The organism is Vibrio anguillarum (genome assembly GCF_001989995.2).
GTDB lineage: Bacteria > Pseudomonadota > Gammaproteobacteria > Enterobacterales > Vibrionaceae > Vibrio > Vibrio anguillarum.
This window is the reverse complement of record NZ_JAHGUP010000074.1, coordinates 1-22,266: the sequence shown is the minus strand read 5'-3', so window position 1 is coordinate 22,266 and position 22,266 is coordinate 1. Positions and strand designations below refer to the sequence as shown.

General features: G+C 44.7%; 18 protein-coding genes and 5 tRNA genes. 16 read left to right on the top strand and 7 right to left on the bottom strand.

Annotated features, from left to right (window positions below):
• The first annotated feature begins 124 nt into the window (after positions 1 to 124).
• From hemB to PL85_RS19140, 4 genes are all read left to right on the top strand, one after another.
• Positions 125 to 1,171 (top strand): porphobilinogen synthase, encoded by a 1,047-nt coding sequence (hemB, locus tag PL85_RS15195; protein ID WP_026027224.1) that lies wholly within the window; start codon positions 125 to 127, stop codon positions 1,169 to 1,171.
• 583 nt (positions 1,172 to 1,754) lie between these two features.
• Positions 1,755 to 1,922: a hypothetical protein gene (locus tag PL85_RS15190; protein WP_156117117.1), complete on the top strand. Its 168-nt coding sequence runs from the start codon at positions 1,755 to 1,757 to the stop codon at positions 1,920 to 1,922.
• On the top strand, positions 1,906 to 4,698 hold the full coding sequence (polA, locus tag PL85_RS15185; protein WP_115339901.1) for a DNA polymerase I: 2,793 nt from the start codon (positions 1,906 to 1,908) through the stop codon (positions 4,696 to 4,698). Before PL85_RS15190 ends, polA begins: the two co-directional genes overlap by 17 nt.
• Before the next feature lie 194 nt (positions 4,699 to 4,892).
• On the top strand, positions 4,893 to 4,940 hold the full coding sequence (locus PL85_RS19140) for a small protein SpfP (protein WP_438356636.1): 48 nt from the start codon (positions 4,893 to 4,895) through the stop codon (positions 4,938 to 4,940).
• A 511-nt stretch (positions 4,941 to 5,451) separates the two neighbouring features.
• On the opposite strand, the gene yihA is transcribed toward PL85_RS19140, so the two are convergent.
• Positions 5,452 to 6,159 carry a ribosome biogenesis GTP-binding protein YihA/YsxC gene (yihA, locus tag PL85_RS15180; protein ID WP_088721431.1) on the bottom strand — a complete coding sequence of 236 codons (708 nt, stop codon included), beginning with the start codon at positions 6,157 to 6,159 and terminating at the stop codon, positions 5,452 to 5,454.
• Between the two features lie 167 nt (positions 6,160 to 6,326).
• Between yihA and PL85_RS15175 the strand changes: the two genes are divergently transcribed.
• The 5 genes from PL85_RS15175 to hemN all read left to right on the top strand — a co-directional run bounded on the left by PL85_RS15175 (position 6,327) and on the right by hemN (position 10,377).
• The gene (locus tag PL85_RS15175) at positions 6,327 to 6,944 is read left to right on the top strand and encodes a c-type cytochrome (protein ID WP_013855644.1); all 618 of its coding nucleotides are present in this window, start codon (positions 6,327 to 6,329) and stop codon (positions 6,942 to 6,944) included.
• 216 nt (positions 6,945 to 7,160) lie between these two features.
• Positions 7,161 to 7,799, top strand: coding sequence for a class I SAM-dependent methyltransferase (locus PL85_RS15170; RefSeq protein ID WP_013855645.1), 639 nt, complete (start codon positions 7,161 to 7,163; stop codon positions 7,797 to 7,799).
• Positions 7,799 to 8,353, top strand: coding sequence for a Der GTPase-activating protein YihI (yihI, locus tag PL85_RS15165; RefSeq protein WP_013855646.1), 555 nt, complete (start codon positions 7,799 to 7,801; stop codon positions 8,351 to 8,353). The genes PL85_RS15170 and yihI overlap by 1 nt, the downstream gene beginning before the upstream one ends.
• An 8-nt stretch (positions 8,354 to 8,361) precedes the next feature.
• Positions 8,362 to 8,850 carry a DUF2489 domain-containing protein gene (locus PL85_RS15160; RefSeq protein ID WP_017042451.1) on the top strand — a complete coding sequence of 163 codons (489 nt, stop codon included), beginning with the start codon at positions 8,362 to 8,364 and terminating at the stop codon, positions 8,848 to 8,850.
• Between the two features lie 138 nt (positions 8,851 to 8,988).
• A complete protein-coding gene (gene hemN, locus PL85_RS15155; protein ID WP_115339385.1) occupies positions 8,989 to 10,377 on the top strand; it encodes an oxygen-independent coproporphyrinogen III oxidase in 1,389 nt (462 codons plus the stop codon).
• Between the two features lie 65 nt (positions 10,378 to 10,442).
• On the opposite strand, the gene ilvY is transcribed toward hemN, so the two are convergent.
• Entirely contained in the window at positions 10,443 to 11,333 is an 891-nt protein-coding gene (gene ilvY / locus PL85_RS15150; RefSeq protein WP_013855649.1) for an HTH-type transcriptional activator IlvY, read from the bottom strand.
• A gap of 143 nt (positions 11,334 to 11,476) precedes the next feature.
• On the opposite strand from ilvY, the gene ilvC reads away from it, so the two are divergent.
• A complete protein-coding gene (ilvC, locus tag PL85_RS15145; protein ID WP_013855650.1) occupies positions 11,477 to 12,961 on the top strand; it encodes a ketol-acid reductoisomerase in 1,485 nt (494 codons plus the stop codon).
• A gap of 180 nt (positions 12,962 to 13,141) precedes the next feature.
• On the opposite strand, the gene ubiK is transcribed toward ilvC, so the two are convergent.
• From ubiK to PL85_RS15125, 4 genes are all read right to left on the bottom strand, one after another.
• Positions 13,142 to 13,393, bottom strand: coding sequence for a ubiquinone biosynthesis accessory factor UbiK (gene ubiK / locus PL85_RS15140; RefSeq protein WP_010319855.1), 252 nt, complete (start codon positions 13,391 to 13,393; stop codon positions 13,142 to 13,144).
• A 122-nt stretch (positions 13,394 to 13,515) separates the two neighbouring features.
• Positions 13,516 to 16,638, bottom strand: a complete 3,123-nt coding sequence (locus PL85_RS15135) for a multidrug efflux RND transporter permease subunit (protein WP_115339384.1) — start codon at positions 16,636 to 16,638, stop codon at positions 13,516 to 13,518.
• A gap of 11 nt (positions 16,639 to 16,649) precedes the next feature.
• A complete protein-coding gene (locus tag PL85_RS15130; RefSeq protein WP_115339383.1) occupies positions 16,650 to 17,756 on the bottom strand; it encodes an efflux RND transporter periplasmic adaptor subunit in 1,107 nt (368 codons plus the stop codon).
• Between the two features lie 18 nt (positions 17,757 to 17,774).
• On the bottom strand, positions 17,775 to 18,386 hold the full coding sequence (locus tag PL85_RS15125) for a TetR/AcrR family transcriptional regulator (RefSeq protein ID WP_013855653.1): 612 nt from the start codon (positions 18,384 to 18,386) through the stop codon (positions 17,775 to 17,777).
• Between the two features lie 139 nt (positions 18,387 to 18,525).
• Between PL85_RS15125 and rep the strand changes: the two genes are divergently transcribed.
• Complete coding sequence (rep, locus tag PL85_RS15120; protein ID WP_017048508.1) at positions 18,526 to 20,544, top strand: DNA helicase Rep; 2,019 nt, start codon at positions 18,526 to 18,528, stop codon at positions 20,542 to 20,544.
• A 69-nt stretch (positions 20,545 to 20,613) separates the two neighbouring features.
• Here rep and PL85_RS15115 read toward each other — a convergent pair whose 3' ends face one another.
• A complete protein-coding gene (locus PL85_RS15115; RefSeq protein ID WP_088718017.1) occupies positions 20,614 to 21,021 on the bottom strand; it encodes a c-type cytochrome in 408 nt (135 codons plus the stop codon).
• A 298-nt stretch (positions 21,022 to 21,319) separates the two neighbouring features.
• Here PL85_RS15115 and PL85_RS15110 point away from each other — a divergent pair.
• The 5 genes from PL85_RS15110 (at position 21,320) to PL85_RS15090 (ending at position 22,024) form a co-directional block, all read left to right on the top strand.
• A tRNA-Arg gene (locus tag PL85_RS15110) sits at positions 21,320 to 21,396 on the top strand.
• Positions 21,397 to 21,439: 43 nt separating this feature from the next.
• Positions 21,440 to 21,515 (top strand) — tRNA-His (locus PL85_RS15105).
• A gap of 148 nt (positions 21,516 to 21,663) precedes the next feature.
• Positions 21,664 to 21,740: transfer RNA gene (locus PL85_RS15100), tRNA-Pro, on the top strand.
• A gap of 75 nt (positions 21,741 to 21,815) precedes the next feature.
• Positions 21,816 to 21,891 (top strand) — tRNA-His (locus tag PL85_RS15095).
• 56 nt (positions 21,892 to 21,947) lie between these two features.
• Positions 21,948 to 22,024: transfer RNA gene (locus PL85_RS15090), tRNA-Pro, on the top strand.
• The last annotated feature ends 242 nt before the right edge of the window (positions 22,025 to 22,266 follow it).

Here is a 22,266-nt window from a genome sequence, read left to right as displayed (position 1 = left end):
TCTGATTTTTGTCGATTGGCGCTAGCGTCAAAAAGCGAGAGTGATATGATTTCGCCACACTTGAGCGATAGCGGTAGTGAAGAAAGAATGCTTTCTCACACCGCGTATAAACAAGGAGAAGAGAGTGTCAGTATCCATTCAAGGTCAGTTCCCAGGGCGTCGCATGCGTCGCTTACGCAAGCATGATTTTAGCCGCCGTTTGATGGCTGAGAATCAGTTATCGGTTAATGATTTAATTTATCCCATGTTTATTTTGATGGGTAAAGATCGCCGCGAGCCAGTGGAGTCTATGCCCGGTATTGAGCGTCTCTCTATCGACTTAATGCTCGAAGAAGCGCTGTATTTGGCTAATCTCGGCGTGCCAGCCATCGCACTTTTTCCAGTGGTTAATCAAGATGCTAAAAGCTTGTGTGCTGCTGAAGCACATAATCCTGACGGCTTAGTGCAACGTGCGGTGAAATTATTAAAAGAGCATATACCACAAATGGGTGTCATTACCGACGTCGCGCTGGATCCTTTCACGACCCATGGCCAAGATGGCATCATCGATGAAAGTGGCTATGTGATGAATGATGAGACCACCGAGGTGTTGATAAAACAAGCGCTGTCTCACGCTGCAGCCGGTGCCGATGTGGTTGCCCCTTCCGATATGATGGATGGACGAATTGGTAAGATCCGCGAAGCGCTTGAAGAGGCGGGTTTTATTCACACACAGATCATGGCTTACTCTGCGAAATACGCGTCATGTTATTACGGCCCATTCCGCGATGCGGTTGGTTCCTCTTCGAACCTGAAAGGGGGAGACAAGAAAAACTATCAGATGGATCCGGCCAACAGCGATGAAGCCATGCACGAAGTGGCGATGGATATCAATGAAGGGGCTGACATGGTGATGGTGAAGCCCGGCATGCCATACCTTGATGTGGTGCGCCGCGTGAAATCTGAATTACAAGTTCCTACGTTTGCGTATCAAGTGTCTGGCGAATATGCGATGCATAAAGCGGCCATTTTAAATGGTTGGCTCAAAGAACGTGAAACCGTAATGGAGTCATTATTGTGCTTTAAACGCGCTGGGGCAGACGGCATTTTAACCTATTTTGCTAAAGACGTTGCGCAGTGGCTGGCAGAAGATAACGCCAAAACGGCACAATATTTACATCAAGACAACTAAGTTGTGAATTTAGACAGGGGAGCGAATTTTTCTATCTATTTGAAAATAAATCAAAAAAAGATTTCATGAAATAGATGGGTAGGTGTTTTTAGCATGATTAGAAAATAAATGAGATTTTTTCTCATTTAGGGGTTGATAATTAAATGAGAATCATTATTATTAACCATGTCTTAGGGAATGGCGAAGTTCACAAGGACGTCGAGTTTACGATTAACGAATTGCTAGGTGTTAAAAGTAACAAGACAAATTGGCGACGAACTTGCGCAAGTTCTTTTTGACACGACATTGCTCACATTGCTTCCAGTGTAATTTATAGCTTTATCGTAAGGCTGAATGAATCACTTCACTTAGTTTTACCTGTTTTTGCTAGGCGACATCCTCGGGTGTCGCTTTTTTTATCGCTCATTTTCAAGAGGATGCTTTTGTTGTGAATAAAAGGCCATCGATAGTCTTTTCCACAATCAATGATCGTAAAAAGATCATGATAGGAATGTTCGATCTTTGTTTTATTCATTTATAAACAATAAGTTAATACCATTGTTTTCCTCGTTAATCACTGTTTAATAACCAGTGGATAAAAACTATGAACAGAGTTATCCACAGAATGTCATTTGCGGTGGTGGACAAATCAGCAAAATGTTTCGTTGCTCAAGGTGCATTGGCGTGGAATCCTCAAGACAGTCATGGCATCCTTAGTCATTACATTTCGTACTCGCTTTGGATTGCAAAAGACTATGGCTCGCATACCTGACAACCCGTTCATTCTGATTGATGGCTCTTCTTACCTTTACCGTGCATTTCATGCCTACCCAGGCACCATGAGTAATGGCGAAATTCCAACTAATGCTGTCTATGGCGTGGTCAATATGCTCCGTAGCATGATGCGCCAGTTTTCCGCTGAGCGTATGGTGGTTATTTTTGACGCGAAAGGAAAAACCTTCCGCGATGATATGTACCCACAATACAAAGCTAACCGTCCACCAATGCCTGATGATCTACGTTGTCAGATTGAGCCGTTGCACAATGTTATCCGTGCGATGGGGCTACCGCTGATATCGATTGAAGGTGTCGAAGCCGATGACGTGATTGGTACGCTAGCCTCTCAAGCATCACAAGCCGGCATGCCAGTGCTGATCAGCACTGGTGATAAAGACATGGCACAGCTGGTGGACGAGAATGTCACCTTGATCAATACCATGACGAATGTGGTACTTGACCGTGAAGGGGTGATTGAAAAATTCGGTATCCCTCCTGAGCTTATCATCGACTATCTGGCTTTGATGGGCGATAAAGTCGATAACATTCCTGGTGTACCGGGTGTCGGTGAGAAAACAGCGATTGCGTTACTACAAGGCATTGGCAGCCTAGAGCAAATTTACGATAACCTCGATAAAATTGCGCAATTGGGTTTTCGAGGCTCTAAAACCATGGCGCAAAAACTGGCGGATAACCGTGAAAACGCTTTTCTCTCTTACCAATTAGCCACCATCAAGCTGGATGTCGCTTTGGAAGAGAAACCAGAAACCTTGTGCAAAACCCAGCCCAATATTGATGAGTTGATTAAACTTTATGGTCAGCTCACGTTTAAATCTTGGTTAACAGAATTGCTGGGTGGTGGTAATGGGGTGATTGACGCTGATGAAAAAGTGGGTGCGGTAAACACTTCTTCTTCACAAGCAAGGGAGATGGATACAACCGCCGCCACGATTGATCGCAGCCAATATCAAACCATTTTAGATGAAGAGACATTTAATACTTGGTTAGAAAAACTGAAAGCGGCAGAAGTGTTTGCGTTTGATACGGAAACCGACAGCCTCGATTATATGGTAGCGAATTTAGTTGGCCTCTCTTTTGCGACCGAAGAGGGCGTTGCAGCGTATGTTCCTGTTGCGCATGACTATCTTGACGCACCAAAGCAACTGGACCGTGATTGGGTACTCGCCCAACTTAAACCCATTTTAGAAGATGAAAGCCAAGCCAAAGTGGGGCAGAACCTAAAATACGATGCCAGTATTGTTGCGCGTTACGGTATCAATATGAAAGGCATCAAGCACGATACGATGCTCGCATCTTATGTGTACAACAGCGTCGGTGGCAAACATGATATGGACAGTTTGGCGCTACGATTCTTGCAACACAGCTGTATTTCATTCGAACAGGTGGCGGGAAAAGGTAAAAACCAGCTGACCTTCAACCAAATCGAACTTGAGCAAGCGGCACCGTACGCTGCGGAAGATGCTGATGTGACTTTGCGACTTCATCACCGTTTGATGAGTCATATTGAGCAAGATGAGAAGCTCAATCGCATCTACCAACAGATAGAAGTACCTCTTGTTCCCGTGTTGTCTCGTATGGAACGCACAGGCGTGATGATCGATGATATGTTGCTTGGCGCGCAATCGCATGAAATCGCTGCTCGTTTAGAGCAACTAGAACAACAAGCGTTTGATATCGCGGGTCAACCTTTCAACCTAAGCTCACCAAAACAGCTGCAAACCATTTTGTTTGAACAGATGGGGCTACCGGTGATTAAGAAAACGCCAACAGGTACACCTTCCACCAATGAAGAAGTACTGCAAGAGTTGGCACTCGACGGTTACCCTCTGCCTAAAGTGATCATTGAACATCGTGGTTTAGCTAAGTTGAAATCAACCTATACCGATAAACTGCCTAAAATGATCAACCCAACCACAGGGCGAGTGCATACCTCGTATCACCAAGCTGTAACCGCCACTGGTCGTTTGTCTTCAACCGATCCAAATTTGCAAAACATTCCGATCCGTAACGAAGAAGGACGCCGGATCCGTCAAGCCTTTATCGCTCCTCATGGCTGGAAAATCCTGGCCATCGATTACTCGCAAATTGAGCTGCGGATTATGGCGCATTTGTCCGGCGATAAAGCGCTGCTTGAAGCATTCCAGCAAGGGAAAGATATCCATGCAGCGACCGCGGCTGAAATTCTTGGAGTGAGTATTGAGCAAGTCAGCAGTGAGCAACGTCGACGTGCGAAAGCGGTTAACTTTGGTTTGATTTACGGGATGAGCGCCTTTGGTTTAGCCAAGCAGCTCGGCATTCCTCGTTATGAAGCCCAAGAATATATGGATAAATACTTTGAGCGTTATCCTGGTGTGATGCAATACATGGAAGATACACGCTCTACGGCTAGTGAACTTGGCTATGTTGAAACTTTATTTGGTCGCCGTTTGCATCTGCCTGAAATTAAATCGCGTAATGGGATGCGCCGCAAAGCCGCTGAACGTGCTGCGATCAATGCACCAATGCAAGGTACGGCTGCGGATATCATCAAAAAAGCGATGCTATTAGTCGATGCTTGGATTGAGGAGCATGGACAGGGACGCGTTAAACTCTTGATGCAAGTGCACGATGAACTGGTGTTTGAGGTACAAGAGACGGCTTTAGCCGAAATTGAAATTAAAGTACAACAATTGATGGAATCAGCGGCAACGCTAGCGGTGCCATTGGTCGCGGATACTGGTCATGGAGATAACTGGGATCAGGCGCATTAGTTGTTTTTTAAGCAGAATTAGCTAATTTATATGAGCCGACGCACAAATGTCGGCTTTTTTATGGCCTAGAAACAAGTGTTCTTGATTTTAAACTTTGTGTTGTTTAACAAAATTTCCATGAAAAAAAACCACAAAAATAGTTTTCATTTCTGACCATTTGTTATACATTAACTCTCGTAGGGTACAGAGGTAAGATGTTCTATCTTTCAGACCTTTTGTTTCACGTTATTGGATTAGGCTGATTCAGCCGCCCCAGTCAGTATTTGACTGGGGCGTTTTTTATTGGGCCAAAGAAAATATTCATCACTGTTTTTTTACGAGAATTTAGGTGATACAAACACACTATTCTATTGCTGAGTAGTTACTTTGTTTCTTTTATAAACACCCAATTCTGTAACTGGCTAACAGTCACACTTTGATTATTTCTAATGAGAAATCAAGTTCGCCTCAAACACAAAGAATATGTTTAAATTTCATTAATATTCATTATGTTATGTTGATTTCATTGGAATGAGCCAGAGGAGTGTTCTGTGGGTGAGTGAATTGATGACTCTTTGACCTATTGAAAAGTTGGAGGGATTAAGGAATGCTTAGCAAAACAATAATAAATTACCTCCTACTTCTCTCCCGTTGCCCCACCAGGATGGTGGGGATTTTTCTCTTTGCCGTTCGCATTTGGATTTAAAGCCTATAAAAAAGCCCCACGATTAGGTAGGGCTCTGTTGGAGTCACGATTTTTAGTGTTCTTCAGAATTAGTGTTGTGCAGAATGGTCTGGATTCTCTTCTATCTCTTCTAAGTGAGTTGAATCACACTCATCCATCTCTTCCACTGTTTCTTGCTCGGCTAAATGTGCGAGTGCGGGTGCAAACCACGTATCCAATTTGTTACGCAGCACATCGACGCCTAAGCCTTTCAATGATGAAAAAGCATCGACAGTGACATCGCCGCCAAAAGAGCGTGCCTCTTCACGAATTTTTAACACTTGAGCTTTACGTGCGCCACTTTTTAGCTTGTCCGCTTTAGTCAGTAGTACTAGTACTGGGATGTAGCAATCGACAGCCCAAGAAATCAATTGTTGGTCGAGATCTTTCATCGGATGGCGAATGTCCATTAGCACAACCAGCCCTTTTAAGCTCTTACGCTTTTGTAGGTATTCACCTAATGATTTTTGCCATTTTTTCTTCAGTTCCAAAGGAACTTGAGCAAAACCATAGCCCGGTAAATCCACAATATGACAACCTTCAGTGACTTTAAATAGGTTGATCAGTTGGGTTCGACCCGGAGTTTTACTGGTTTTAGCCAAGTTCTTCTGATTCGTTAAGCGATTCAACGAACTCGACTTACCTGCATTGGAGCGTCCTGCAAACGCAATTTCGATCCCTTCATCATCAGGTAGATGACGAATGTCAGGCGCACTGGTAATGAAATGCGTGTTTTGATAATGAATTTTTACGCTCACTGTTAACTCCATCTCGACTTTGTGTAGTCGATTGATTACTTTTTTGTGAAATTGTGTAAAATAACCGTGCTCGGCATAAGGTCGCCTATTGTACCATGAGTCGCCACTGAGAGTGAGTAGCAACTGCAAAGTGGTACTGGAAGCTTGATAATTATAAATGGAATGTCATGAAGAAATTAGCGCTAATCTTGAGTCTTTTAGCCAGCTGCTCAGTGTGGGCCCAAGGCAGCATTGAAGCTGGTAAAGCAAAATCCCAAACGTGTGTTGCCTGTCACAGTGCTGATGGCAATAGTCTACTTACAATCTATCCTAAAATTGCTGGTCAGCATGAGAAATACATAGAGAAGCAATTGCATGATCTCAAGCTGGGAATGACAAGCGGTGGCAAACAAGGTCGTTACGATCCCGTAATGAGTGCCATGGCGATGCCTCTTAGCGACGAAGATATAGCTGATCTTGCAGCGTATTTTGCATCACAAACTATTTCAGCGAACTCAACGCCTGAAGACGTTGCAGTGAAAGGAAAAGCACTTTATAGCGCAGGTGATGCAGAGCGTGGTTTAACCGCTTGTATTGCGTGTCATGGTCCACGTGGTAATGGTACTGAGCTTTCAGGTTTCCCTAAAATTTCTGGTCAGCATGCTGACTACATCAAAGCTCAACTGCAAAAATTCCGCGATGACGCTCGTAATAATGATATGAATGCCATGATGCGTGATGTCGCGAAAAAGCTCAGCGACACTGACATCGAAATACTTTCTAAATACGTTGGTGGCCTTCACTAAACCCTACACCGTTCGAGCACTGTTGTTTGAAAACGCCTTAGCACTGAGCTAGGGCGTTTTCTTTTGTGCTGAAGAAAACGTAATTTTTTGCTCAATGATCGGCTTACCTATCGCTTTTTTTATCTTTTTTTGCCTAGCTGGTGAAAAAATACGCGCTGACTCTCCACTCTAATGCCACTTTCTGGTATGTTGCGCATCCCTGTTTGAGGATGTTACATGCACATTTGCCCATTATGTTTTAGTGAACAAATAGTTCCTTATTTTGCCGATAAAGTTCGCCCTTATCTGCAGTGCCAACACTGTGCACTTGTGTTTGTTAGCCCTGAACATCGTCTTGACGAAAAAGCGGAAAAAGCATTTTATGATTTGCATGAAAATAACCCGCAGGATAGGGGTTATCGCCAGTTTTTGTCACGCGTTTGTGCGCCGATGTTGGAGAGGCTTTCTCCGGCATCTAACGGGTTAGATTTTGGTTGTGGGCCGGGGCCAACCTTATCCATTATGTTGGAAGAGGCTGGGCACACAATGTCGTTATACGATATCTTTTTTCATCCAGATGAAAAGGTGTTGCAGGCGACCTATGATTTTATGACTGCCACTGAAGTGATTGAGCATTTACATAAGCCGCACCAAGTTTGGCAGCAATGGTTAAATTTAGTTAAGCCAGGAGGCTGGATTGGGTTAATGACCAAACTAGTCAAAGACGTGGAGGCGTTTGCTGGGTGGCACTACAAAAATGATCTCACACATGTGATCTTTTTTAGTCGTGAAACCTTCCAGTACTTGGCCAAGCGGGATGAGCTTGAACTTGAATTTATTGGTAATGATGTAATTTTACTGAGGAAACCCCAGTAATGAGCCGTAGTAAAAAATCGAGAAAGCCGGGTTCAGCCGGTGAAGGCGACGTGATTGTCACGCGTAATCGCAGTGAGGCAGATGTTGAAGGCCGTTTGCGTAAGCGAGTTAAAAAACAGAAAGGTCTGAAAGCGGGTAGCCGCCATTCCGATGGTTCAGATCAGCAGCAGCGAGAAGCCGCTAAAGCGCGCGATCCACGTTTAGGCAGCAAGAAAAAAATTCCTCTGGTGGTTGAGCCAGCGAAGAAAATGACCAAGCAAGAGCGTCGTTTGTCGGCTGAGCAAGAGCTCGAAATGCTGGAAAATGATGCGCAATTGAACGTGTTGCTCGATCGTATTGATAATGGCGAAAACCTAGGTGCCGGCTTACAAAAATACGTTGATGAGAAACTCGATCGTATTGAAGCACTGATGAAGCAACTTGGTCTGTATGCTGAAGAGCAAGAAGATGTTTTCGAGCCAATCGTGACTGGCGGTAGTGCCAAAAAATCACGTTCAGATGATGATTTATTATCAGATTTTGAAGGCTTCGACCTAAATGATTTAAAAGGATAGAAAGTGCCATGAATGTAACCTTGTTAGCCATTGCTGGTGGAATCATTATTCTCGGCTTAGCGTCTTACGCTGGTTACCTTCTGCTGCAACTGAAAAAGCAAAAGGATTTGCAGCTTCAACATCAAACATTGGCCATTGAAAAACGCAATGCAAATATTTTTGATAGCGTAAATACGCTTTGCATGGCTGGGATTCAAGGCCAATGTGATCTCTCCGAGATCAGCATCCGTGTCTACTGCATTATGGATTATGTTCAAGGCGAACAGAGAATCGACTTTGATAGTTCGTATCCCGCTATTTCCGAACTGTATTCTATAGTGAAGGATATGCCGCGTGGCGAAGAGCGCAGCCAACTCGCTAAACAAGAGCGAATGAAGCATAACTTAGTGCGCCAAAAGGCGGAGGCCCGTTTAATGGATGCGATTGTTGAAGAGTTAAAAGTTCTACAAAAACGCATTGCCCCTTTGAATAGTCAAATTCCGATTCAAATGATGTAATGGCTCGACTGCCTCTTTCGAGTGAGTGATCGCGTTAGCAGTTTAGAACATTTATACACAAATTTCGTTTTGTCACCCGACGTCCATCATTGTCATGTGGCAAAATAGCCCGTCAAAGTTTCGAACGGAAAGCACAGCATGTCTTCGCAAGTCGTACCCAGCCAACAGATCGTATGGGATCAAGCTGTTTTAGATAAGTATAACTATTCAGGCCCGCGTTATACCTCTTATCCTACAGCACTTGAATTCCATGAAGCATTTACTATTGCCGATTATGATATGGCGTGTGCCCAATACCCTGACAGGCCACTTTCGCTTTATATTCATATCCCGTTTTGTCATAAACTTTGTTACTACTGTGGTTGTAATAAGGTGATTACCCGTCATTCGCATAAAGCCGACGACTATTTGGATGTGCTCGAACATGAGATTCGCCAACGAGCCTCTTTGCTGCATGGCCGTAGAGTCACACAACTGCATTTCGGTGGCGGCACACCAACCTTTTTAACTCAATTGCAAATTAGCCGTTTAATGGCCATTTTGCATGGTGAGTTCCGCTTTGAAAATGACGCAGAAATCAGTATTGAAGTTGATCCGCGTGAAATTGAGTTAGAGATGCTTGATCACCTGCGCAGCGAAGGATTTAACCGCTTGAGCATCGGCGTACAAGATTTCAACAAAGAAGTGCAAAAGCTGGTGAACCGCGAGCAAGATGAAACCTTTATTTTTGCTATGGCGGAACGAGCTAAACAACTGGGTTTTCGCTCAACCAACCTTGATCTCATATACGGCTTGCCTAAGCAGACTAAAGGCTCTTTTGCTAAAACATTAGCGCAAGTGTTGGAGATGAAGCCGGGTCGATTGTCGGTATTTAACTACGCGCACATGCCGCAGCTGTTCGCTGCGCAGCGTAAGATTAAAGATGAAGAGCTACCTACGGCGGAAGAAAAACTGGCCATATTACAAGACACGATCGCGACCTTAACGGGTGCTGGTTATCAGTTCATTGGCATGGACCATTTTGCTCTGCCCAATGATGAGTTGGCCGTCGCGCAGCGTGAAGGCATTTTACATCGCAACTTTCAAGGTTATACCACGCAAGGTAACTGCGACTTAGTTGGCTTTGGTGTCTCAGCCATTTCAATGATTGGGGATGCGTATGCGCAGAACCAAAAAGAGCTGAAAAAATACTATGAGCAAGTCAATGAGTTACGTCATGCACTCTGGAAAGGGGTGGCACTGGATAGTGATGACTTACTCCGTCGCGAAGTGATCAAGCAGCTTATCTGCAATTTCAAACTGGATAAAAGCCAAATTGAAGCACAGTTTGACGTGACGTTTAATCACTACTTCAAGCAAGATCTTGAGTTACTACAAACCTTTATTGATGATGAGTTAGTGGAAGCTGATGAAAAAGAGATCCGCGTGACTTTGCGCGGGCGGTTGTTGATCCGCAACATCTGCATGTGCTTTGATAAATACTTGCGTGTTCGTGCTCGTCAGCAACAATTTTCGCGGGTAATTTAACGCCCTTACCATGAATCATAAAGCCACTGCTCGTCAGTGGCTTTTTCTTTGAAAAGAGGGATGAGTTATGGCGTCAGGTATTTATTCGCTGCAACATCCCACAATGCTTTGATTAATGGGTTATCAAGCTGCGAGCGTTTGCAGCACACACCGAGCTGAAATGGTTTTACGGGTGCTAATTTAAGGCGCTGGATCTTATCTCTCACCGGGCTATTGTTGATCACCACATCTGGCGCAATGCCGATACCACAACCGAGCGCGACCATGCTGACAATCGCTTCATGCCCTGAGCTCTGCGCGTAAATATTGGGTTTGATCTTCATTTTTTTAAACCATGCATTGGCTCTATCTCTTGCCGTTCCCGCTTCAGGAACAATAAAAGGGACAACTGACCAATCGGGTGTGTCATTTTGCAGTTGTTCGATAAAGCTACTGATCCCGAGCGGCGCGATCACCGATAAGGGTATTTCACCAATCGTTTCAAATTCAACGCGAGCTGGTAGCTGTTCGGGCATGGCTGAAATGGCAATATCCGCTTCATCATTCAAAATCTTATCAATCGCTTGAGCAGGATCGCCAGTCAAGAGTTTGAACTCAATATACGGATGGCGAACTCGAAAATCGGACAGTAACTGAGGCAGGTGGCTATAGCTGGCAGTGACGGAGCAAAACAAACGAATTTCACCTTGTAATACGCTATTTTGGTTTTTCATTTGTACGTTATATTGCTGCCACTCTGTAATGATTTTGAGTGCAACAGGAACCAGTTTACTGCCTGCTGGCGTTAGCTCAACGCTACGATTATCACGCACAAATAAGCTTTGGCTAGTTTCTTCTTCCAGCTTCTGGATCTGCCGGCTGAGCGCGGATGGGCTGATGTGCATCGCGGCGGCAGTCTTACTGAAGTTTTTACTCTCACACAGATGGATAAACATCTGCAGGTTTTTAATGTTCATAAGTTAATCACATCACGTTGCATAAATTGCAATAACTAATTGTGAATATATCACTTTAAGCAACTTGATGTCTGCTTTAGTATCAGTTTATTCGGTTCTAGAAACCGACCTGATGGAAAGAATCTTTAAAGGAGAGCGCTAACATGGCTAACTATTTCAATACCCTAAATCTACGCCAACAACTTGACCAACTTGGTCGTTGCCGCTTTATGGATCGCTCTGAGTTTGAAAGCGAAGCCGAGTACCTCAAAGGTAAAAAAGTAGTGATTGTCGGTTGTGGTGCACAAGGTTTAAACCAAGGTCTAAATTTACGAGACTCTGGCCTTGATGTCTCTTATGCATTGCGTCAAGCAGCGATCGACGAACAGCGTCAGTCTTATAAAAATGCTAAAGAGAACGGTTTTGAAGTGGGTAGCTATGAAACGCTCATCCCTCAAGCAGACTTGGTCATTAACCTAACGCCAGATAAACAGCACAGCAATGTTGTCGAAACCATCATGCCGCTGATGAAAAAAGGTGCAGCATTAGGGTATTCTCACGGTTTTAACGTGGTTGAAGAAGGGATGCAGATCCGTAAAGACATCACGGTTGTGATGGTGGCGCCTAAGTGTCCGGGAACCGAAGTGCGTGAAGAGTATAAGCGTGGTTTCGGCGTGCCGACTTTGCTTGCCGTTCACCCAGAAAATGACCCTCAAGGTGAAGGTTGGGATATCGCAAAAGCTTGGGCGGCCGGAACGGGCGGTCATCGTGCTGGCTGTTTGGAATCCTCTTTCGTTGCCGAAGTAAAATCGGACCTTATGGGCGAGCAAACCATCTTGTGTGGCATGCTACAAGCGGGTTCGATTGTGTGCTATGAGAAGATGGTAGCAGAAGGTATTGACCCAGGTTACGCAGGTAAACTGCTGCAATACGGTTGGGAAACGGTAACCGAAGCGCTGAAATTTGGTGGCATCACTCACATGATGGATCGCCTATCAAACCCAGCAAAAATCAAAGCGTTTGAGCTGTCTGAAGAGCTTAAAGACTTGATGCGCCCACTGTACAACAAACATATGGATGACATTATTTCTGGTCATTTCTCTAGCACTATGATGGCTGACTGGGCCAACGATGATGCTGATTTGCTGGGCTGGCGTGCTGAAACCGGTGAAACTGCGTTTGAAAACTACCCACAGTCTGATGTACAGATCACTGAGCAAGAGTACTTCGACAAAGGTATTTTGATGATTGCCATGGTTCGCGCTGGGGTTGAGCTGGCATTTGAAGCTATGACGGCTTCCGGTATTGTTGAAGAGTCAGCTTACTATGAATCCCTGCATGAGCTGCCACTGATTGCCAACACAGTAGCACGTAAGCGTTTGTATGAAATGAACGTGGTTATTTCTGATACAGCAGAGTATGGTAATTACCTGTTTGCCAATGTCGCAACACCGTTACTGCGCGAAAAGTTCATGCCAAAAGTATCTACTGATGTGATTGGTAAAGGCCTTGGTGAAAGCTCGAATTTCGTTGATAACGCGACCTTGATTGAAGTGAACGAAATTCTTCGTAACCATCCGGTTGAGTACATCGGTGAAGAGTTGCGTGGTTACATGACAGATATGAAACGCATCGCTGTCGGTGGCTAAAGGCTAATTAACCTTCCGGTGGTTAAGAAGGGGCCGAGAGTTCGCCCCTTTTGAATGACGAGAATGATGACGTTGACTGGAGAGAATAAATACAAAAGCAAACACAATATAAAACAAAAGGCTTGGTCGCCGTTGACCAAGCCTTTTTTATTGGGAAATTTTTATCTCAACCGGGCAATATTATTTGGCGGTGATTTTCGCTTCTAACTCGGCCAATTTTTGCTCCATTTCAGTGAGCTTTTGGCGAGTACGCATCAATACTTGAGTCTGTACATCAAATTCTTCACGGCTCACCACGTCCAATTTATTTAATTGGCCTTGGATCACTTGGCGAATTTTTTGATCAACGTCGGCACCCAAATCTTTTACGGGTTGAGGCATTGAATCGTGAATTTGTTTGGCAATTTGCTCAAGTTTTTTAGGGTCAAACATAGCGGCTTACACTCCTGTCAGTTTGTCTCCATTCTAAGCAATTGAGCTGAGAATGTCGTTATTCAAGGTAAGAAAAAGGCCACTGAGGTGGCCTTTTTTGAAGCAGTCTTAATTATATGGTGTTATTTATTTTCAGCGAGTCGGCGTTGTGCTGCTTTGGCCTCGTCAACTCTGGCTAGCTTTTCGAGGTCTTTATCCTCAACAAACACAGGCAGTGGTTTATGTTTTTCGGCTAGATAGCTGTAAATTACAGGCAGTACGAATAGCGTAAATAGTGTACCAATCGCAAGACCTGCCACAATCACAATACCAATACTAAAGCGCTGAGCTGCACCTGCACCCGTTGCGTACATCAACGGGATCAAACCTGCAATCATCGCTGCTGTCGTCATTAGAATTGGGCGAAGACGCACTTTGGCTGCCTCCATCACCGCTTCGATGCGAGACTTGTTATGGTATAGCTGCTCTTCTTTCGCCACTTCACAAATAAGAATACCGTGCTTGGTGATAAGACCAACCAGTGTAATCAACCCTACTTGCGAGTAGATGTTCATGGTTGCTGCGCCCCAAGCCAGGGCAATTAATGCTCCGCAAATGGCGAGAGGAACAGATACCATGATAACCAATGGATCTTTTAACGACTCAAATTGAATCGCCAGTACCAAGAAGATGATGGCGAGTGCCAAACCAAAGGTTGCGTAGAGTGCGCTTCCCTCAGTCACGTATTGACGTGCTTCACCCATATAATCGTGGTTGTAGCCTGCGGGCAGTTTAGTTGCGGCAACATCCTCAAACCACGTAATCGCATCACCCATTGCAACTCCTGGGCCCGGTACACTTCCGACGGTTGCCGAGTTTAGCTGGTTAAAGTGCGGCAGTGAGCGTGGCTCTGCAATCACATCAATGGTAATTAGGCTCCCCAATGGGATCATTTTTCCGTCAACGGCACGCACAAAGTAGTGATTCATCGATTCAGGGTTGAGGCGATATTTACGTTCAACCTGCGGGATCACTTCATAAGAGCGGCCATTGAGATCGATGCGGTTGACATAGCCATCCGCCATCATGGTCCCTAATGTCGTGCCAATATCCTTCATCGTGATGCCATAAACCCCAGCTTTATCTTTGTCGATATTGATTTTCATCGTCGCAGAATCGTAATTGAGGTCTAAATCGGAGTACACAAACATCGGGCTTGCTTTCACTTCTGTTAGCACTTCAGTGGCAATAGCGAACAAACTTTCAAAGCTATTGGGTGTAGTGATGACAAATTGAATTGGCAATCCAGAGCCTGCGCCGGGAAGTTCGGGCATTTGGAAGGCCGTCACGGCCATGCCTGGAATATCTTGCACTAAGGTGCCGACTCGAGTGGCAACCTCAGCTTGGCTTGCCTGGCGTTCACTCCAAGGCACCATAGAGGCAATACCAAACGCTTGGTTGGAGCTTGGAACACCGGTAAAGACTTGAGCAAACTGAACTTCTGGCTGTTCAGACAGAATCGTATTCACGTCATTCATGGTGTTTTGTAAATAGTCCAAGTTCGCATTCGAAGAACCCGTACCAATTAACATGACCACGCCTTTATCTTCAGAAGGGGCAAGCTCACTTGGAATGAATTTGAACAGCATAGGCAGGCTGGCAAACACGATCACCGCAAAGGCAATCACGACAGGACGGCGCTGCATTACTTTCTCGAGTAATTTCGCGTAGCGATTACTCATTGAATCAAGTAATCCATGCACTTTTTGTTCAAACTTGTTGGGCTCTTCGTGCGCTTTAAGCATTTTAGAACACATCATGGGTGAAAGTGTCAGTGCAACAATACCTGAAACAAATACAGCACCAGCCAGTGTGAGTGCAAACTCTTTAAAGAGTGAGCCTGTTATGCCACCCATCATCGCTATCGGTGCATAAACGGCGCCCAGTGTCAGCGTCATCGCAATTACCGGAACGGCGATTTCACGAGTACCAATAATCGCGGCACGAAATGGTGATTCACCCAGCTTAATGTGGCGGTCAACGTTTTCTAGTACAACGATTGCATCATCCACCACAAGGCCGATAGCCAATACCATCGCTAGCAGTGTCATCAAGTTCCATGAGAAGCCCATTCCCTGCATTACCATAGCAACACCAACTAAGGAGAGTGGAATGGTAACAATCGGGATGATAACGGCACGTAAAGAGCCTAGGAATAGAGTAATGACGACAAGTACGATCAAGGCGGCTTCAGCGATGGTTTTTATGACCTCGTGGATCGATTCATTGATCGCCACCGTGGAGTCATACATCACGTTCATTTCGATGTTACTTGGTAGATTACGCTTTAACTGCGGTAACAGATCCAGCACATCTTGAGCAATGTTGATTGGGTTTGCGCTAGGTGCTGCGTTGATGGCTGCTACAACCGCTTCTCGGCCGTTTGCACTTGCGCGGTAAACATCATGGCTTTTTTCTAGCGTGACGTTTGCAATATCACCTAGGCGAATAACATTGCCGTCGCCCGTTTTAACCACCAGGTTTTTCAGCTCATCGACATTTGACACTTGCGTATCGGCACTACCGTTATACAGCACGAATTCGCCAGTGGCTTGTCCTGTTGCTGATTGATAGTTGTTGGCATTCAGCACGTTCATCACATCGCCCGCAGTGAGCTGTAGTCCTGCCATTTTTGCTGGATCAAGCCAAATACGAAGGGCGTATTTCATGCCACCATACAAGTCAATCTTAGAGACGCCGTTGACGGTGAATATTTGAGGGTTAAATACACGCTCAAGATAGTCAGTAATTTGGCTTGAACTAAGTTCATCACTAGTGAAACCAATATACAGCACCGCGGTGGTTGAGCCGGTAGACATAGTTACCGTCGGATCTTCGGCCTCTTTAGGAAGCTGTGAGCGTACCGAGTTCGTTTTTGCTAACACATCTGAAAGTGCAGCGTTGGGATCGGTATTGAGCTTCATCGTTACGGTAATCGTTGATTTACCCAATACCGAAGAAGAAGTCATATAATCAATGTTGTCGGCTTGTGCGACTGCTTGTTCCAAAGGTTGAGTGATAAAACCTTGGATTAAGTCGGCACTTGCACCGTAATAGCCTGTACTCACTGTAACAACGGTATTCGTCATTTCAGGGTATTCACGAACCTGCATTTTGAAAATAGCTTGAAAACCAAGCAGAGCTATCAAAAAGCTGATCGATACCGCGAGCACTGGACGTTTTATAAAAACATCAGTAAAACGCATGATTCCTCCAATTACAGCATCGGTGTTTCAGCAGGTGGTGTAGTCGCATTACTTTCGACTACCCGAACTTTCGAATGGTTACTTAAGCGCACTTGACCTGAAGTGACCACGATGTCTCCATCTTGTACGCCCTCTAAAATATGCGCCACAGCACCTTTGCGTTCACCTACTTTTACAACGCGCTGCTCTACTCGTTTAACGCCATCTTCTTCTTTCAACACGTAAACATTATCACCATACAGGGTGAAGGTAATGGCGGTTTGAGGAAGCGTGACTTGGTTTTCTAATTTCGGCAGGATGATGTTGGCACGAGCAAACATACCGCTGCGTAGTTTACCGTCACTATTTGGAATATCGGCTTGCACTTGGATTAAACCACTTTGAACGCTAACGGCAGGCTCAATCGCAGTAATGGATCCTGTAAACGCTGCATTAGGATAAGCATCGATAAAAATATCTACTTGCTGGCCTAATGAAATACGTGAAATATCCGTTTGTGGAACGGTAAAGCGCAGACGCATTACACTGGTATCTTCCAAGCGAACAATATCGGTGCCTGGCTGTAGGTATTGGCCTAAATACACATTACGGATACCCACCACACCAGCAAAGGGAGCTTTGATTTCACGACGATCAATGGAAGCTTTTAAACTTTCAATATCTGCAGACAAAGAGTAGTAGTTTGCTTCGGCTTCATCATAAGCTTCTTTTGAAATCGACCCTTTAGCGAATAGACCTTTATAGCGTTCGTATTTCGCTTTTGCAGCAGGTAGGCGAGCTTGTGAGCTTTTTAAATTAGCTTTCTCAACCGCAGAATCAAGTAAAACTAAAGGTTGGTCTTCCTCAACTTGTGTCCCTGATTCAAATGAAATCTTATCGATCACGCCGCTGGTTTCAGATGTCAGTGTCACGCCTTGATTGGGTTCAATAAAACCAATCGCTTCAATCACTGGGATCCAATCAACAGGAGTTACATCAGTCACTGTCACTGGAAATTCAGGTTCAGGACGGTTGGCCATGAATTCGGCAATTTTTTGTTGTTTAAACAGATTAAAACCTATCACGCTACCAAACAGTATGAAGGCGATAAGTAACATAAAGAATGTCCACTTTTTCATTCTAGTCAGAACTCCAAGTTAGTGTTGAGTAATTGCATCCCAACTGGCGTCAATCACAGCACTGAGTGCGCTGTCATCCAGTTGATAACATTCCATCGCTTTTTTACGGGCAAGGGCGACCGTTGTTTCGAAGCTTAAAGCAGACAAAATCTGGTTATCCAACGGCTTGAATAATCCCTGCTCTTTACCTTGATCAAATAGTAAATCCACTTTGGCAAACATTTTTCGCTCAAGTTCCTTAACATTGCAACTGATTGTTGTTGGCAATGATTCATATTGAACTCGGTTGCTGAGTGTTGCACTGCTTGATTGTGCTAATTCCCAGATATTAAGCCACATCATTTTAAAGCGTTCTTTCAAAGGCATCTCATCATCAATATTGGCTTGCACCGCGTCAGCAATGTGCTGACAAACGTGTAAGCGAACTGTCACGAGAAGATGATCTTTGTCATCAAAGTAACGGTAAATTGTTCCCGTTGCGACACCGGCTTCTTTGGCTAATTTGTGCATCGATAAGCCTTGAAATCCAGATTCAGCGATCAGCTTTTCAGCGGCCACCAATATCTGCTGGTACTTATCCACGTGAATACAGTTAGACATGCTGACATCCCACAGTGAATGAACGTTCATTCATTATAGACCAAACTATAGCCCCTTATGCAATACACTAGTGTAGTAAAATGACAAAAATCTTATGGTGAATGACGTAGTAATCAGTAAAGCGCGGCATTATCATAGACGGCCCAAATAAAAGTGATACGAGTACCTCATGAAGCTGAATCCAAGACAAGACGAAGCCGTCAAATATGTATCGGGCCCATGTCTAGTATTGGCGGGGGCTGGCTCGGGTAAAACGCGCGTAATTACCAACAAGATCGCTTACTTGGTTCAACAGTGTGATTATAAAGCGCGCAACATTGCTGCCGTTACATTTACTAACAAAGCCGCTCGAGAAATGAAGGCGCGGGTAGCACAAACGCTTGGAAAAGCTGAGTCAAAAGGGCTGCTCGTTTCCACATTTCATACTTTAGGCCTCAATATTATTCGTCGGGAATATAAATTTTTGGGCTTGAAAGCGGGGTTCTCTCTGTTTGACGACCAAGATCAGCTTGCGCTGCTCAAAGAGTTGACAGAGAAACAGCTCGAGGGCGATAAAGATCTGCTGCGCCAATTGCTCAGCACCATCTCCAACTGGAAGAACGACATGTTGACGCCAGAGCAAGCGAAAGGTTTTGCTCAAGGTGAACAACAACAGCTGTTCGCTTACTGCTTCGATCTTTATCAAAAGCAAATGAAAGCGTATAACGCGCTCGATTTTGATGATCTTATTTTAATGCCGGTGCTGTTATTGCAAAACAACGCCGAAGTTCGTCAGCGTTGGCAAAACCGCATTCGCTACTTGCTGGTGGATGAATATCAAGATACCAATACCAGTCAATATGAGTTAGTGAAACTGTTGGTTGGAGAACGTGGCCGTTTAACCGTGGTGGGTGATGATGATCAATCCATCTATTCTTGGCGAGGGGCGAAACCGCAAAACCTCGTGTTGCTGGGGCAAGATTACCCAAATCTTAAACTGATTAAGCTTGAGCAGAACTACCGTTCAACCAGCCGTATTTTGAGAGCGGCCAATATTCTGATTGCCAACAACCCACACGTGTATGAGAAAACGCTTTTTTCTGAGATCCCTGAGGGTGAAAAACTCAAAGTTCTGCTGGCGAAAAATGAAGATCATGAAGCGGAGCGAGTCACTGGTGAACTGATTGCGCATAAATTTCTCAATCGCACCGAATATCGTGATTACGCGATATTGTACCGCGGTAATCATCAGTCACGCTTAATTGAAAAATCGCTGCTGCAAAACCGCGTGCCTTATAAGTTATCCGGTGGAACGTCATTTTTTGCCAGAGCCGAAATTAAAGACATCATGGCTTACCTCAAAGTGTTGGTGAATCCTGACGATGACAATGCTTTTTTACGCATTGTGAACACGCCAAAACGAGAAATTGGCCCAGTCACGTTAGAGAAATTGGGTAGTTACGCCAATATGCGTGGCAAAAGCTTGTTTTCGGCCAGTTTTGAACTTGGCTTAGAGCATCATTTGTCTGGAAGAGGGCTCGACAACTTGCGTCAGTTTACGCAATGGTTAGTGGCTATCTCAGATCAAGCTGAACGAGGCAATACCGTTGAAGCGGTGCGATCGTTAGTCCGAGATATTCATTATGAAGATTGGCTGTATGAAACCTCTTCCAGCCCCAAAGCGGCCGAAATGCGTATGAAAAACGTCTCTGATCTCTATTCTTGGATTGTGGCCGACCTTGAAGGTGACAACTATGACCAACAAGAAAAATCACTCAAAGAAGTTGTACAGCGCTTAACCCTACGCGACATGATGGAGCGAAGTGAAGAAGAGGATGAGAGTGATGCCGTTCAGTTGATGACACTGCATGCATCGAAAGGCCTTGAATTTCCTTACGTTTATTTGATTGGCACTGAAGAGGGTATTCTTCCTCATCAAACCAGTATCGATGAGGACAACGTCGAAGAAGAACGTCGTTTGATGTATGTCGGGATAACTCGCGCGCAGCGAGAACTGACTTTCACTATGTGTAAAGAACGTCGTCAATACGGGGAACTGCTTAAACCCACACAAAGTCGCTTTTTGGATGAATTACCCTTTGACGATGTTGAGTGGGAACAGAGCAAAAAGCCAGTAAGTCAAGAAGAGCGAATGGCGAAAGGACAAAGTCATATTGCTAATTTGCGCGCTGCCATGTTTAAGAAATAGTGCTTAAAAAATAATAAAAACAAAGGTTTGGAATTAAAGCCAAACCTTTGTTTTATAGGGGTTAATGTATTAAAGACCTGCAATCATATGCTCAATGGCGGCAACGATTTCGTCGTCAGAGCAATCCATACAGGTTCCTTTAGCTGGCATGGCATTAAAGCCTTGCAGTGCATGATTTTTCAATACATCTTTACCTTGGGCGATACGTGGAGCCCACTCTTCGGCATTGCCAATTTTAGGTGCGCCACTGATGCCTGTAGAGTGGCAAGCGATACAGAATGTACCATAAACTTGCGCGCCATCACGAGGGCCTGTCGGCTCTGCCGCAACGGGTTCACTACCCGCTAAGTAAACATCACCTACAGGTTTAATGCGATCAGCAATGGCATCGTATTCAGCTTGGCTGGTTGCCAATGCAACACTAGAAAAGGTTAAAGCAGCGAATAACACGCTTATGATTCGTCGAGACATATCCATTAAACTCACTTTATATTCCAAAGGTAAGTTCATGCTTACCTATTTATACTTAGATTTAGAGTGTGGCTGATTTAAAAGCCATTCAAGCTGTTAAATCAATGTAAATATTGGGTGATTATATCCCGATAAGTTGTTGCAATAAACAACAAGTTGCGATCTTCAAGGGGTGAGTCACATCCTTATTATAGAGGTAATAATGGTTATCTGATGAAAAAGGCGTCAAACGATAAAAAAAGTTGAAAAAGTACTAGACGCCCTAGTGTGAACTCCGTATTATTCCACTCCGCCGATAGGGCATGCGCCCGTAGCTCAGCTGGATAGAGCGTTGGCCTCCGGAGCCAAAGGTCGAAGGTTCGAATCCTTTCGGGCGCGCCATCCGGATGCTTATGTAAATAAGTAGCAAATTGGCAAAACAGTGGTGGCTATAGCTCAGTTGGTAGAGCCCCGGATTGTGATTCCGGTTGTCGCGAGTTCAAGTCTCGTTAGCCACCCCATTATTTGGTAACTTCGGTTTCCTTTCTTGGTGAAAGTCGAGAAAAAAGATTTACATCGATGAATAGACTAGTTTGATAGTGCATCATGATGTTAGGAATAGCGGAGCAGAGAGTTTTCTCTCGTTTATTCCAAAAAATGAATTTGTATCGGTGAATAGCGCAGCTTGGTAGCGCATCTGGTTTGGGACCAGAGGGTCGGGGGTTCGAATCCCTCTTCACCGACCACTTTTCTTTTCTTCTCATTGGTTAAAAATGAAAAGAAAAATAACGGCAAGCAAGCGGTTATTGCAAAGTTTGATGGTGGCTATAGCTCAGTTGGTAGAGCCCCGGATTGTGATTCCGGTTGTCGCGAGTTCAAGTCTCGTTAGCCACCCCATTATTCGGTAACTTCGGTTTCCGTTCTTGGTGAAAATCGAGAAGAAAGAGATATATCGGTGAATAGCGCAGCTTGGTAGCGCATCTGGTTTGGGACCAGAGGGTCGGGGGTTCGAATCCCTCTTCACCGACCACCTTAATAAGCCTCAGTCGAAAGACTGGGGCTTTTTAATATCTGATGTTTGGAGCCTTAATCAAGGTAATGAGAGCCAAAGTAGGGTTCGCCTGATCTTCAAAACCGGGCTCTTCACCGGCCATCTTAATAAGCCTCGGTCGAAAGACTGGGGCTTTTTAATATCTGATGTTTGGAGCCTTAATCAAGGTAATGAGAGCCAAAGTGGGGTTCGTCTGATTTTCAAAACCGGGCTCTTCACCG

Bases quoted from the DNA above. Each gene is read 5' to 3' on its own strand.
- PL85_RS15190 (WP_156117117.1), top strand. From the start codon at position 1,755: ATGAACAGAGTTATCCACAGAATGTCATTTGCGGTGGTGGACAAATCA.
- polA (WP_115339901.1), top strand. From the start codon at position 1,906: ATGGCTCGCATACCTGACAACCCGTTCATTCTGATTGATGGCTCTTCT.
- PL85_RS15175 (WP_013855644.1), top strand. From the start codon at position 6,327: ATGAAGAAATTAGCGCTAATCTTGAGTCTTTTAGCCAGCTGCTCAGTG.
- PL85_RS15170 (WP_013855645.1), top strand. From the start codon at position 7,161: ATGCACATTTGCCCATTATGTTTTAGTGAACAAATAGTTCCTTATTTT.
- yihI (WP_013855646.1), top strand. From the start codon at position 7,799: ATGAGCCGTAGTAAAAAATCGAGAAAGCCGGGTTCAGCCGGTGAAGGC.
- PL85_RS15160 (WP_017042451.1), top strand. From the start codon at position 8,362: ATGAATGTAACCTTGTTAGCCATTGCTGGTGGAATCATTATTCTCGGC.
- hemN (WP_115339385.1), top strand. From the start codon at position 8,989: ATGTCTTCGCAAGTCGTACCCAGCCAACAGATCGTATGGGATCAAGCT.
- ilvY (WP_013855649.1), bottom strand. From the start codon at position 11,333: ATGAACATTAAAAACCTGCAGATGTTTATCCATCTGTGTGAGAGTAAA.
- ilvC (WP_013855650.1), top strand. From the start codon at position 11,477: ATGGCTAACTATTTCAATACCCTAAATCTACGCCAACAACTTGACCAA.
- ubiK (WP_010319855.1), bottom strand. From the start codon at position 13,393: ATGTTTGACCCTAAAAAACTTGAGCAAATTGCCAAACAAATTCACGAT.
- PL85_RS15135 (WP_115339384.1), bottom strand. From the start codon at position 16,638: ATGCGTTTTACTGATGTTTTTATAAAACGTCCAGTGCTCGCGGTATCG.
- PL85_RS15130 (WP_115339383.1), bottom strand. From the start codon at position 17,756: ATGAAAAAGTGGACATTCTTTATGTTACTTATCGCCTTCATACTGTTT.
- PL85_RS15125 (WP_013855653.1), bottom strand. From the start codon at position 18,386: ATGAACGTTCATTCACTGTGGGATGTCAGCATGTCTAACTGTATTCAC.
- rep (WP_017048508.1), top strand. From the start codon at position 18,526: ATGAAGCTGAATCCAAGACAAGACGAAGCCGTCAAATATGTATCGGGC.
- PL85_RS15115 (WP_088718017.1), bottom strand. From the start codon at position 21,021: ATGGATATGTCTCGACGAATCATAAGCGTGTTATTCGCTGCTTTAACC.